Below are 12598 nucleotides of genomic sequence, written 5' to 3'. Positions count from 1 at the left end.
GAGACACCTCTGCCCTGGTGTACGCACCAGATTTCGACGCTGCGCGCGCCGCGGCGTCCCATTAACGACTTACTAGGACCCTTTGTGCTTATCGCGTTCCTGATTTTCCTTGCCACACTTATTTTGGTCATCTGGCAGCCCCGCGGCCTCGGCATCGGCTGGAGTGCTACCGCCGGCGCCGTCGTTGCCCTGTTGGCCGGCGTCATTCACGTCGCCGACATTCCGGTAGTGTGGAACATCGTCTGGAATGCGACTGGTGCTTTCGTTGCCGTGATCATCATCAGTCTGCTACTCGACAAGGCGGGCTTTTTCGAGTGGGCTGCCCTTCACGTTGCACGTTGGGGCAAAGGCAATGGTCGGCGCCTGTTCATCCTGCTGGTCCTGCTCGGCGCCGCGGTGGCTGCGCTGTTCGCCAACGACGGTGCGGCGTTGATCCTGACGCCCATCGTGATCGCGATGCTCGTTGCGCTACGCTTCTCGCCAAAAGCCACGCTGGCGTTCGTGATGGCTGCCGGCTTCATCGCAGACACCGCCAGCCTGCCGCTGGTCGTCTCGAATCTCGTCAACATCGTCTCTGCCGATTACTTCGACATCAGCTTCGCGCGTTACGCTGCGGTGATGGTACCGGTCAACCTGGTGTCGGTGGCGGCCACGCTCGCGGCCTTGGTCTGGTTCTTCCGCAAGGATATCCCTGCAAACTACGACCTGGCCCAGCTTAAGCGTCCGGAAGACGTCATCCACGACCGTGCCACGTTCATTACCGGCTGGTGGGTACTCGGGATGTTGCTGGTCGGTTTCTTCTGGCTCGACGACATGGGCATCCCGATCAGTGCCGTCGCGGCGGTGGGCGCGGCGCTGCTGCTGGCCGTCGCCGCACGCGGACATCGTATCTCGACGCGTGAGGTGCTACGCGGCGCACCATGGCAAGTCGTCGTATTCTCGCTTGGCATGTATTTGGTAGTGTATGGTCTGCGCAATGCGGGCCTGACCAACTACTTGACCGAGCTGCTGAATGCGTGTGCCCATTATGGTGTGTGGGGTGCGGCGCTCGGCACCGGTTTCATCACGGCGATCCTGTCCTCAATCATGAACAACATGCCGACCGTGCTGGTGGGCGCCCTGGCGATCGACGCTACCTCTACCTCGGGCGTCGTTCGCGAAGCAATGGTCTACGCGAACGTCATCGGCGCCGACCTCGGGCCGAAAATCACGCCGATTGGCAGCCTCGCCACGCTGCTTTGGCTGCACGTGCTGGACGCGAAGAATATCCATATCGCGTGGGGTTACTACTTCCGCGTCGGTATCGTGCTGACGCTGCCGATCCTCTTCGTTACCCTGTGCGCCCTTGCCCTGCGCCTGAGCTAAGAAAGGCTCCAGAACAATGAACGTCACCATCTATCACAACCCGGAGTGCGGCACGTCGCGTAACACGCTAGGCCTGATTTGCAACGCCGGTATCGAGCCGACCGTCATCGAGTACCTGAAGAACCCGCCCGACCGGGTAACGCTGGTCGACCTGATCAAGCGGGCTGGCCTGTCGGTGCGCGAGGCCGTGCGCGAAAAAGGGACTCCGTTCGCCGAGCTCGGTTTGGACAACCCAGCGACAACCGACGAGCAGCTGATCGATGCAATGCTCGCGCATCCAATCCTGATCAACCGGCCCTTCGTGGTAACGCCGACCGGTGTACGCCTGTGCCGTCCGTCCGAGGTGGTTCTGGATATCCTGCCGACCCAACAGCAAGGCGCCTTCACGAAAGAAGACGGCGAGGCTGTCAGCAATGCCGAAAGGAAAGCGAATTAAATGAGCAAGATCCCCAGCCTGCCCAATGTCCAGCCGCAGCTGCTGGACATCCCGACCGTCGAAAAGCTCGCACCGGTTGGTGACATAAACCACCCGCCGCGGATTTTGATGCTCTACGGCTCCCTGCGCGAACGCTCCTTCAGCCGCTTTCTCACGCACGAGGCGGCGCGAATCCTCGAGCAGTTCGGCGCCGAAGTGAAGATCTTCGATCCGATGGAGTTGCCAATGGTCGGCAGCGTGCCGGAGACCCATCCAAAAGTGGTTGAACTGCGCGAGCTGTGCCTGTGGTCGGAGGGCCAGGTCTGGTGCAGCCCGGAACGTCACGGTGCCATTACTGCAGTGATGAAGAACCAGATCGACTGGATACCGCTCGAAATGGGCGCAATCCGTCCGAGCCAGGGGCGCACGCTGGCAGTCATGCAGGTTTGTGGCGGCTCGCAATCGTTCAACGTGGTCAACACTCTGCGACTGCTGGGACGCTGGATGCGCATGCTCACGATCCCGAACCAGTCTTCGGTACCAATGGCCTACAAGGAGTTCGATGATGAAGGGCGCATGCGTCCCTCGGCATACTACGACCGCGTGGTCGATGTCATGGAGGAGCTGTTCAAGTTCACGCTGCTAACTCGCGGTCGCACGGACTACCTGACAGACAGGTATAGCGAACGTAACGAGCGCGCTCAGAAAGCAATTGATCGCCAAATACAACAAATCTGAATCGTGCAGGAAATCCGGCGCCTCCTGCCCTGGTCTCCTTCGATATAGCTGTTTCAGCTTCCCTTGCTCCACCCAGAGACAATGATCGCCATGCCGAACAAGGCAACTGCCGCCCCTGCCCAGTCCAGCGTCGATAACTTCACCCCATCGACGAATCTGAGCCAGACCAGGGCCGTCGCGACGTAGACGCCGCCGTAGGCTGCGTACACCCGCCCGCTAGCCGCTGGATGCAGAGTAAGTAACCAGACAAAAGTCGCGAGACTGGCCGCAGCCGGGGCAAGCAGCCAGATCGAGCCACCCTTGCGCAGCCAAAGGTAAGGCAGAAAACAGCCGACGATTTCAGCGATGGCGGTGGCAACAAAAAGCAGTGTAGTTTTCAGTATCAACCTAGTTCTCATCCAATAGCAGCACTGCATCATTATAGCTGCGCACCGTTCTGCTGCGCTCGCTCACCAGCCTGCCGCAATGTGCTGCAGATGACGAGTTTGAACCTATCAGAACGAGGGTGACCCATGCACCGTGCTATACTTTTCCCCCATGGCTGCACGACGCTTCATCTACCTTGTCCTGACAATCCTCGCTCTTCAGCTAAGCTGGGGCGCGATCAGTGCCTATTGTGAGCATGAATCCGGTCGCGCCGCCCAGCATTTCGGGCACCACTCGTCGGACTCCGACGCAGATAAGTTCGCCTTCAACGGCAAGGACAAACCCTCTGGTACGCCGAAAAAGACAGTGATGCATTCGCACTGCTCGTCCTGTGCTCACGCTCCTTTGTCCTTCGACGCTCTCCCGGCAACGGTAGCGATCCTGAAGCCGGTCCGCGTCGCGCCACTGTCTGTCTCGCCACACTACACATCCTCCTACTCGGCCCCCCCCGAGCGCCCGCAGTGGATCTCCGCCGTTTGATTCGGCGGCAGATCGTATAAATCACTCATCATTTATGTGGAGCCCTGAGAGGGGTTCCAATACGCATCTTCGCTGAATAGTCTTCGTTTTCAACAACCGGAGTTATTCATGCATCCCAAGTATTTATTCCTCGGGGCGGCCGTGCTCTTCGCACAGGCGTTCCCGAGTGCTGCGCAGTTGACCGCGCAGCCCCTGGTCTCTGGACCCACTACCCAGCAGCAAATCCCGTCCACGGGCGTAGCACTGACGCTCGAAGAAGCAGTTGCCAAGGCGCTCGCTGCGAACGCCGGGCTGCGCGCGACAGCACTCGATGTAGCCATTGCAGAAGGGGCGCGAAGTCAGGCGGGGCTGTTTCGTAATCCCGAAGTCTCGTTTGTCCGTGAAGGCACGCAACGCGGCACCCGGACGCAAACGGTTCAGCTAAGCCAAGTGCTCGAGCTTGGAGGCAAGCGTTCCGCCCGGATAAACCTTGCTGAACGTGAGCGCAGCCTCGCAGTTGGAAACCTGAGTGTTGCGCGTACGGATCTGCGCGCTGAAGTCACCGCCGCCTATTTTGACGCGCTAAGCGCGCAGGAACGGGTCCAGATAGCACAGGTATCACTCGATGTAGCGAGCAAGGCATCGTTTGCTGCGGAAAGGCGGGTTGCCGCAGGACGTGTCTCGCCTGTCGAACAGGATCGCTCAGCAGTCGCGCTCTCAACGGCACGCCTTGAACTTTCCCAAGCGCAGAGCGAGTTGTCCATCGCGCTGCTGACACTGGCAGCATATTGGGGCGAGACTGTCGCCGTTTCCCGTCCACTCGTAGCCCCAGGGCTCGACCTTGCGCCAGTGCCGTCGCTGAACGAACTTCAACAGCGGCTGGACTCCTCACCGCAGATGCGGCGCGCCCGATTGCAGGTGGAGCGCGAAGAAGCCCAGGTGGGCGTCGATCGTTCCCAGCGCATTCCTGATGTCACCCTGATCGTCGGTAGCAAGAAGGATGACCAAATCGGGCGATCGCAAACCGTGCTCGGCGTTTCGGTACCGCTTCCACTGTTTAACCGTAACCAGGGCAGCCTCCAGGCATCCCTGAGCCGCGCGGAAAAGGCCCGAACCGAGCTGGAGGCCGAAAGGCTGCGCCTGAATCAGTCCCTGGCCAGTGCTTACCAGCGAACGCAGCTTTACCGCGAACAGGTACGTACCATGCGTGATGACGTTTTGCCAAGGGCGCAGCGTGTGTTCGATGCTGCCGTAACAGGGTTTGAAGCGGGCAAGTTCAGCTTCCTCGATGTTCTCGACGCCCAGCGAACGCTCCTGCAAATCCGCACCCAGTATATCCAGACGCAGTTCGACCGCTACCGCGCCGCAGCAGATCTCGGCCGGTTCCTCGACGCCGACAGCACCCCAAATAACAGGATCGCCCCATGAAGTTCAACATCGATAAAAAGTCTATCTTTTCCGTACTGGCTGTCGTTGCGGTCGGAATTGTCCTCGCCCTGGCAATTATCTTTTGGAAAAAAGATGCTCCTGCTGCCGAAGGCGCAAGCGAACACGCAGAGGAGACCGCAGAAAAATCGGCCTCCAAGAAAGGCAGTCATGCCGAAACCAAGGAAGGAGGCCAGGCTGACGCCAAGGAAGGGGGCCATGCGGACGACAAGCCAGGCTTTGTCAAGATGACACCCCAGCAAATTCAAGGGGCCGGCATCCTGACTACCCGGGCGGCGGCGGCCTCTGTCGATACCGCCGTGATCCTGCCGGGCGAAGTGCGCTTTAACGAAGACCGGACGGCACACGTCGTTCCTCGCGTCGCAGGTGTCGTCGAGTCTGTCTTCGCCTCGCTCGGCGAGAACGTCAAGAAGGGCCAACCGTTGGCTGTTATCGCAAGCGCGGAACTTGCCGAACTGCGAAGCACTGCTCTCGCCGCTGACAAGCGTCTCGGATTTGCACGGGTGACCTACGAACGCGAGAAGAAGCTGTGGGAAGACAAGATCTCTGCACAGCAAGATTACCTTCAGGCTGAACAGGCATACCGCGAGGCTCAGATTGAAGCTCAGTCGGCGCGCTCGAAACTCACGGCACTTGGCGCCGGTTCCTCGTCGGGCGCCATCAATCGTTACGAATTGCGGGCCCCCTTCAACGCGGTAGTGGTTGAAAAGCACCTGGCCCAGGGTGAGGCCGTCAAGGAAGATGCGAACGCCTTCATTCTGTCCGACTTGTCGAAAGTATGGGTCGAGATCGTGGTAAGCGCGAAGGACCTCCCCTTCGTTCGTGTCGGCCAGAACGTGACCATCCGGCCTGCCTCCGGCACCGAATCCGTCACCGGCAAAGTGAGCTACGTCGGCAGCCTGCTTGGTGAACAGACCCGGACCGCGACAGCCCGCGTGGTCATCGATAACCCGGGTCTCGCCTGGCGTCCTGGCCTGTTCGTCAACGTTTCGCTCGTGCGTGGCAGCAAAAACGCCGCTGTGACCGTTGCGGCCGATGCTGTTCAGACGATCGAGGGCAAGACCGTTGTGTTCGTCAAGGCGGCCGAGGGCTTCCAGGCGCAACCCGTCACGATTGGCGCGAGCGACGGGAAGATCACGGAAATCGTTGGTGGATTAAGTGCTGGCGCGGAATACGTTGCAACGGGAAGTTACGTTGTGAAGGCCGAGCAGGGCAAGGGCAGCGCCGAGCACGAAGACTGAACGAGGAACTGACATGTTTGAACGAATAATTCGCTTTGCCATTGAGCACCGATGGCTCGTCATGCTGGCTGTAATTGCAATGGCGGCTGTCGGTGTTTACAACTACCAAAAACTTCCTATCGACGCGGTCCCGGACATTACCAATGTCCAGGTCCAGATCAATACGTCCGCAGCCGGATATTCGCCTCTCGAAGTCGAGCAGCGCGTAACCTTCCCGATCGAGACCGTCATGGCCGGCCTCCCTGCCCTGCAGGAGACCCGGTCGCTGTCGCGCTATGGCTTGTCGCAGGTAACCGTCATCTTCAAGGATGGAACGGACATCTATTTCGCTCGCCAGCTCGTCAACCAGCGTATTCAGGAGGCCAAGGAAAACCTTCCTGGTGGGGTTGTACCCATGATGGGACCAATTTCAACTGGCCTTGGGGAAATTTATCTATGGACAGTTGAAAGTGACCCTGGCGCGAAAAAGCCGGACGGTAGCTTGTACACCCCGACCGACCTGCGTGAAATTCAGGACTGGATCATCAAGCCCCAGTTGCGCCAAGTGCCTGGCGTTACCGAAATTAACTCCATCGGTGGTTTTGCCAAGGAATATCTGGTCGCCCCCGACCCGGCGAAACTGCGCTCCTACGGTTTATCCCTCACTGATGTCGTCGGGGCAATTGACCGGAACAATAACAACGTCGGCGCAGGCTATATTGAACGCCGTGGCGAGCAGTTCCTGATCCGCGCGCCGGGCCAGGTGCGCACGCTGGACGACATTCGCAACACCATCCTCAGCAACGTCAAGGGTGTGCCAATTCGCGTGCGTGATGTCGCAACTGTCGATATCGGACGCGAACTTCGCACAGGCGCCGCGACCGAGAACGGCCGCGAGGTCGTGCTGGGGACCGTGTTCATGCTCATCGGCGAGAACAGCCGCACCGTGTCGCAGGCAGTTGCTGCGAAAATGGTCGACGTCAATCGCTCGCTGCCAAAAGGCGTCAAGGCAGTTCCGGTGTACGACCGCACAGTGCTGGTCGACAAGGCCATCCATACTGTGAAGAAGAACCTGCTGGAGGGCGCGGTACTCGTTATTGTCATCCTGTTTGTCTTTCTCGGCAACATCCGGGCGGCGATCATCACCGCGATGGTCATTCCGCTGGCGATGTTGTTTACGTTTACAGGCATGGTGACTTATAACGTCAGTGCGAACCTGATGAGTCTGGGTGCACTCGACTTCGGCATCATCATCGATGGTGCGGTCGTCATTGTCGAGAATTGCGTCCGGCGCCTCGCGCATGCACAGGATCATCACAAGCGTGAACTGACCCTCAACGAGCGCTTCCACGAGGTCTTCTCGGCCGCGAAGGAAGCACGCCGTCCCCTGCTCTTCGGCCAGCTCATCATCATGGTCGTGTACCTGCCGATCTTCGCGCTGGCGGGGGTTGAAGGGAAGATGTTCCATCCGATGGCCTTCGCGGTCGTGGCCGCCCTGGTCGGCGCAATGATTTTGTCGATCACCTTCATTCCAGCCGCTGTCGCCTTGTTCATTGGCAAACGCGTCGCGGAAAAGGAAAACAAACTCATGGAGATGGCAAAGCGAGCCTATGCACCCATGCTCGACCGGGTCTTCCGCAACGCCTCGCTGGTCGTTACAAGTGCGATCGTTCTGGTGGTCCTGTCTGGCTTGCTCGTCTCGCGTCTCGGCAGTGAATTCATTCCGAGCCTGAGCGAAGGCGACCTCGCAATCCAGTCGCTGCGCATTCCCGGTACCAGCCTGAGCCAATCGCTGGAAATGCAGAAGAAAGTGGAAGCAGGGCTCAAGGCAAAATTCCCGGAGATCGACCGGGTGTTTGCCAGGACCGGCACTGCCGAGATTGCATCCGATCCGATGCCGCCGAACATCTCGGATGGTTACATCATGCTCAAGCCCGAATCGGACTGGCCGGCGCCAAAGAAGAGCCGCCCTGAATTGGTCACAGCGATCCAGGAGGAGGCGGAAAAATACGCGGGCAATGCCTACGAATTTTCGCAGCCAATCCAACTGCGCTTCAACGAGCTGATCTCCGGCGTGCGCAGTGATGTCGCAGTCAAGATCTTCGGCGACGACATGGATGTGCTTGCCACTACCGGCAAGGAAATCGCGGAAGTGCTCCAGCGAATTCCTGGTGCGGCGGAAGTGAAGGTCGAGCAGACCGGTGGTTTGCCGATGCTGACTGTGAACATTGATAGGGAAAAAACTGCGCGCTACGGACTCAATATCGGCGACGTGCAGGAAGCGCTGTCGATTGCGACAGGTGGCCGCGAGGCCGGAACCATGTTCGAGGGAGATCGGCGTTTCGACATCGTCGTTCGGCTGCCGGAAACGCAGCGCACCGACTTGGATGCGCTCAGGCAGCTGCCTGTCTCGCTTCCTAGCAAGGATGGCGCCGCGGCGACCTATATTCCGCTCGGTGAGGTAGCCACTCTCGATTTCGCGCCAGGTCCGAACCAGATCAGCCGCGAGAACGGAAAACGCCGCATCGTCGTCAGTGCAAACGTTCGCGGGCGTGATATCGGCAGCTTTGTGCCGGAGGCTGCAGCCGCCATCCAAAAACAGGTCAAGGTGCCTGCTGGTTACTGGACAAGCTGGGGTGGTACCTTTGAGCAATTGCAGTCTGCCACCGCGCGCCTGCAAGTCGTTGTTCCGTTAGCGCTCTTCATTGTGTTCGTACTCTTGTTCATGATGTTCAACAACGTTAAAGACGGCTTACTTGTCTTTACAGGCATCCCGTTCGCCCTGACCGGCGGTGTCATTGCCCTGGCTTTGCGTGGCATTCCAATGTCGATATCGGCCGCGGTCGGATTCATTGCGCTTTCCGGCGTGGCGGTCCTGAACGGCCTCGTGATGATCTCGTATATCCGGACCTTGCGCGAGGAGGGAATGGGACTAGACCGGGCGATTACACATGGGGCCCTGACACGGCTGCGCCCTGTGCTGATGACCGCACTGGTAGCGTCGCTCGGCTTCGTGCCGATGGCGATCGCGACCGGCACGGGTGCGGAAGTACAGCGGCCTCTCGCGACGGTGGTTATCGGCGGTATTCTTTCGTCGACCGCGCTGACTCTCCTCGTTCTTCCACTGCTTTACCGTCTGGTGCATCGCAAGGATAGCGATGAGGTCCCGGCGGAGCCGGCAAAAATCCTGGTGCATTGAGCTAGCCGGGCCGCGAAGGAATCCAGCGGCCCGGCTGAGGAGAACGAAATGAGCCGGAACCGCGCGAGCATAGGCGCGCGCAGTCTGATAAGACTGGATCTGACTGCACACGGAGCGGCTTTGGTTAGTTGCACCGTTGGCGGAGTTTTTCTGGAGAGTGTTGTCCTGATGGGGGCGGCTTCCCACCATCTAGCCACAATCGGGATTCGACTGCTAACCGCTGAGCAAAGGAATGAACAACACCAGACTCCACGCGACAACATCATGTTCTCAATCGCGCAGGTCGCCCTCTGGACTTGCTGCATGAGCCTTGCTATCTATGTTGCTTCACGTGGCGCGCACGGTATGTTTCATGCCAAGCATCTCAATGCAATTGCAGTGCTTGGCTTTGCAATGCCTGGGGTGCTTGGCTGCCTGACTAGTGCGGCTTTAGTCCGCCGTTCTGTCAATCCGGGCAGGTACATTGATAAGGCAGACGCCCTGTTGTCAGCAGTACCGAGTGCGCTTGTCCTGTGTGTCGCTGGCGGCGCGCTTTTGGTTGATGGAGGAAAGCTCGATGCAATTGTCGGCCTTGCGATTATTTTGATGCTTGGTGTACGCACCCTTGTCTGCCTCGCACGGGCACTAGACTAAGGCGTTATTGAGAGGAGAATAAATGAAGCTTTTACAACTGCCGATAGAATCACTGGACCAGGTCAGTAAATTATTTGGTATCGCAGCACTGGTCCTATTCGGGTGCGTGATGCTATTCCTTGGATGGCTGAAGTATAAGGATCGGGACAGTCCGAAGGTAAATACCCCCCGCAAGCGCGCGAAACGCAAAGCAAAGCGAAAGTAAGTACGTCCGCCAAGCTCAATCCGGTAGACGTTAGTCCACCAAGTAAAAGTCACACATCCAGGGCACTTGAACGGATGCATTTCATATCCAAAAGGGCCGCCATAATCACCATGTAAGGGAAAAACGATGGGTTCAGGACATTCTCATGCAGCACAGCCTGGCCAGAGCGAGCGCCCGCTCTGGATCGCGCTCATGCTCACAACGGCGTTTCTCATTGCCGAAATCGTTGGGGGCATCCTCACCAACAGCCTCGCACTGATCTCCGATGCGGCGCACATGTTCACCGACACCGCAGCACTGGCAATCTCGCTTGCCGCGATCCGCATCGGTAGGCGGCCGGCAGACACCTCGCGCACATTTGGCTACTACCGCTTCGAGATTCTCGCGGCCGCCTTCAACGCAATACTGCTTTTTTTGGTGGCGATTTATATCCTGTTCGAAGCGTACCAACGTCTGAATAATCCGCCGGAAATCGAGTCAGGAACGATGCTCTATGTGGCCGCCTTTGGACTCGTCGTCAATCTCATCAGCATGAGGTTACTGTCGAGTGGCAAAGACAGTAGCCTGAACGTCAAGGGCGCCTACCTCGAAGTGTGGAGCGATATGCTCGGCTCGATCGGCGTCATTATTGGCGCCCTCGTGATTCGATATACCGGCTGGGGTTGGGTTGATTCGGCCATCGCCGTGGGTATCGGGTTGTGGGTCTTGCCACGCACCTGGACCCTGCTCAAGGCAAGCATGAATGTGCTGCTTGAAGGCGCGCCCGAAGGACTTGGCATCGGCGAGGTCAAGCAGGTGATTGCGGCCGTGCCGGGTGTAGCCAGTGTGCACGACCTGCATGTCTGGTCGATTACGAGTGGAAAATCCAGCCTGACAGTACACGTCGTGCAGCGTGAAGATGTCACCGATCCGCAAGCCCTCTTAACGACCATCCGCCAGCTCGTCGCGGAGAAGTACGACATCCACCACTGCACCATCCAGATCGAAACGAGCCCCTGCGAGGAAGCACTGGAGGAGCATCGCTTTGTCCCGGCTGACAATAAAGAGCACGCCGACCACATCGATCACGCCGAGCATTCCGGACACGAAGAACACGAAGGAGAAAAGCAATGATCGACCATATTCGGAACAATCTGATCGAAGCACGCTCTGCGCTTGACAGCCTCATTAACGATAGTGCCCAGCTCGGCAATATCGAGGCGGGCGCGGCCCTCTTGATTGATGCACTTGGCAATGGCCGACGGGTCATCTCTTGCGGAAATGGTGGCTCGATGTGCGACGCGATGCACTTGGCTGAAGAACTGTCAGGAAGGTTTCGCGAGAACCGCCCCGCCATGGCGGCGGTGGCGATCAGCGACCCAAGCTATATCAGTTGTGTCGCCAACGATTATGGATACGAGCAGGTGTTTGCTCGTTTTGTTGAGGGCAACGGTGCTGCCGGCGACATTCTTTTCGCGATCAGCACAAGCGGTAGCAGCCCATCGGTTCTTCTTGGCGCGCAGGCCGCCCGCGCAAAAGGAATGAAGGTCGTTGGATTGACTGGACGGCCGGGATCGCAGCTCGAGCAATTTGTCGACGTAACCATCTGCACTAGCGCAGGACGATATGCTGACCGGGTTCAGGAACTGCATATCAAGGTCATCCATATTTTGATCGAGCTAGTGGAACGTAGTCTGCAACCGGCGAACTATCCGCCAAAGGGGTAAGCCGGAACCAATGTCGCAGCGTGAGCCAGGGGTTGTGGGCGCATGTCCCAGAACATCGTTTCCGTGCCTGGGAACCCGGGCGACCACGATCGGTTTCTTTCGATAGGCATCGACCGGGTTGGTTCGGGCTTCCGTGTATGCACCGGCTCAAAGGTGCATAGCGCCTGGCTTTTTACATATCACGCTCACGGGCATGTTTGTCGCATGCAGCTGCACAGGCTTCGCACGCTGCTTTACATGCGGCGCAATGTGCATGCTTGTCAGCATGCGGTGCACATGCCGCTGCGCAGGCCCTGCAAATATGCGCACAGAGCGTACAGAAGTCGCCGTGATGCTCCGATCCGCGAGCCAACGCATTCATGGTTGCGCTGCAAATATCGGCGCAATCGAGATTGATCAATGCACAATTGGCCCCCCCACCCTCGCGAATGTCGGCCGCAGCACATGCTTGGGCGGCATGGATGGCTTCTTCACATGCCTCGATACAGGCCTGCAGGTTGTTCTCGTGACTCGTCGTAGTTTGCATATGGTCCTCCTTAGCGGGTTCAAAAACAGAGTGATTCTCACGCGTTCACAAGGTTAGACCTACACCTAATAATTATGCGCGGAATTGCAAGTTGCCTCATCGCCTACAGAAGGTAAAAGCGCGGTTTTCGTTTCTTGCGGCTCAAGTTGTCATCGTCGTTTTGTGCTCGATTGTGTTCACGAAAGCAAAGCCGTCACCGTTACATTTAGCCGGAGCGGTCTGCTACCTAAAACACGGCTCGGAACCGGTTGGATGCAAGC

Annotated in this window: 11 protein-coding genes; 9 read left to right on the top strand and 2 right to left on the bottom strand. The window is 58.4% G+C overall.

The window, feature by feature from the left end; genetic code table 11:
- Positions 1-84 precede the first annotated feature (84 nt).
- Genes ACFPQ5_RS03180 through arsH form a run of 3 tightly spaced genes read left to right on the top strand, consistent with a single transcriptional unit; the run spans position 85 to position 2518 of the window.
- Positions 85-1365 (top strand): arsenic transporter, encoded by a 1281-nt coding sequence (locus ACFPQ5_RS03180; protein WP_379751811.1) that lies wholly within the window; start codon positions 85-87, stop codon positions 1363-1365.
- A 16-nt stretch (positions 1366-1381) separates the two neighbouring features.
- Positions 1382-1801, top strand: a complete 420-nt coding sequence (arsC, locus tag ACFPQ5_RS03175; RefSeq protein WP_379751810.1) for an arsenate reductase (glutaredoxin) — start codon at positions 1382-1384, stop codon at positions 1799-1801.
- The gene (gene arsH, locus ACFPQ5_RS03170) at positions 1802-2518 is read left to right on the top strand and encodes an arsenical resistance protein ArsH (protein WP_379751809.1); all 717 of its coding nucleotides are present in this window, start codon (positions 1802-1804) and stop codon (positions 2516-2518) included.
- Positions 2519-2571: 53 nt separating this feature from the next.
- On the opposite strand, the gene ACFPQ5_RS03165 is transcribed toward arsH, so the two are convergent.
- Positions 2572-2904, bottom strand: coding sequence for a YnfA family protein (locus ACFPQ5_RS03165; protein ID WP_379751808.1), 333 nt, complete (start codon positions 2902-2904; stop codon positions 2572-2574).
- Positions 2905-3532: 628 nt separating this feature from the next.
- On the opposite strand from ACFPQ5_RS03165, the gene ACFPQ5_RS03160 reads away from it, so the two are divergent.
- From ACFPQ5_RS03160 to ACFPQ5_RS03135, 6 genes are all read left to right on the top strand, one after another.
- Complete coding sequence (locus tag ACFPQ5_RS03160; RefSeq protein WP_379751807.1) at positions 3533-4831, top strand: TolC family protein; 1299 nt, start codon at positions 3533-3535, stop codon at positions 4829-4831.
- Complete coding sequence (locus ACFPQ5_RS03155; RefSeq protein ID WP_379751806.1) at positions 4828-6090, top strand: efflux RND transporter periplasmic adaptor subunit; 1263 nt, start codon at positions 4828-4830, stop codon at positions 6088-6090. The genes ACFPQ5_RS03160 and ACFPQ5_RS03155 overlap by 4 nt, the downstream gene beginning before the upstream one ends.
- 13 nt (positions 6091-6103) lie before the next feature.
- Entirely contained in the window at positions 6104-9268 is a 3165-nt protein-coding gene (locus tag ACFPQ5_RS03150) for a CusA/CzcA family heavy metal efflux RND transporter (RefSeq protein ID WP_379751805.1), read from the top strand.
- A gap of 303 nt (positions 9269-9571) precedes the next feature.
- Entirely contained in the window at positions 9572-9901 is a 330-nt protein-coding gene (locus tag ACFPQ5_RS03145) for a hypothetical protein (RefSeq protein WP_379751804.1), read from the top strand.
- Positions 9902-10232: 331 nt separating this feature from the next.
- The gene (locus ACFPQ5_RS03140) at positions 10233-11219 is read left to right on the top strand and encodes a cation diffusion facilitator family transporter (RefSeq protein WP_379751803.1); all 987 of its coding nucleotides are present in this window, start codon (positions 10233-10235) and stop codon (positions 11217-11219) included.
- Positions 11216-11812, top strand: coding sequence for an SIS domain-containing protein (locus ACFPQ5_RS03135; RefSeq protein ID WP_192053686.1), 597 nt, complete (start codon positions 11216-11218; stop codon positions 11810-11812). Before ACFPQ5_RS03140 ends, ACFPQ5_RS03135 begins: the two co-directional genes overlap by 4 nt.
- A 172-nt stretch (positions 11813-11984) precedes the next feature.
- Here the strand turns inward: ACFPQ5_RS03135 and ACFPQ5_RS24800 are convergent, their stop codons facing one another.
- The gene (locus ACFPQ5_RS24800) at positions 11985-12338 is read right to left on the bottom strand and encodes a four-helix bundle copper-binding protein (RefSeq protein ID WP_192088014.1); all 354 of its coding nucleotides are present in this window, start codon (positions 12336-12338) and stop codon (positions 11985-11987) included.
- Positions 12339-12598: the final 260 nt, after the last annotated feature.

The sequence above is a fragment of the Massilia suwonensis genome (assembly GCF_042655665.1).
Lineage (GTDB): Bacteria > Pseudomonadota > Gammaproteobacteria > Burkholderiales > Burkholderiaceae_D > Telluria > Telluria suwonensis.
Note: the sequence above shows the minus strand (reverse complement) of the source record. Positions and strands in the feature narration are given on the sequence as shown.

Bases quoted from the DNA above. Each gene is read 5' to 3' on its own strand.
- ACFPQ5_RS03140 (WP_379751803.1), top strand. From the start codon at position 10,233: ATGGGTTCAGGACATTCTCATGCAGCACAGCCTGGCCAGAGCGAGCGC.
- ACFPQ5_RS03145 (WP_379751804.1), top strand. From the start codon at position 9,572: ATGAGCCTTGCTATCTATGTTGCTTCACGTGGCGCGCACGGTATGTTT.
- ACFPQ5_RS03150 (WP_379751805.1), top strand. From the start codon at position 6,104: ATGTTTGAACGAATAATTCGCTTTGCCATTGAGCACCGATGGCTCGTC.
- ACFPQ5_RS03160 (WP_379751807.1), top strand. From the start codon at position 3,533: ATGCATCCCAAGTATTTATTCCTCGGGGCGGCCGTGCTCTTCGCACAG.
- ACFPQ5_RS03155 (WP_379751806.1), top strand. From the start codon at position 4,828: ATGAAGTTCAACATCGATAAAAAGTCTATCTTTTCCGTACTGGCTGTC.
- arsC (WP_379751810.1), top strand. From the start codon at position 1,382: ATGAACGTCACCATCTATCACAACCCGGAGTGCGGCACGTCGCGTAAC.
- ACFPQ5_RS03135 (WP_192053686.1), top strand. From the start codon at position 11,216: ATGATCGACCATATTCGGAACAATCTGATCGAAGCACGCTCTGCGCTT.
- arsH (WP_379751809.1), top strand. From the start codon at position 1,802: ATGAGCAAGATCCCCAGCCTGCCCAATGTCCAGCCGCAGCTGCTGGAC.
- ACFPQ5_RS24800 (WP_192088014.1), bottom strand. From the start codon at position 12,338: ATGCAAACTACGACGAGTCACGAGAACAACCTGCAGGCCTGTATCGAG.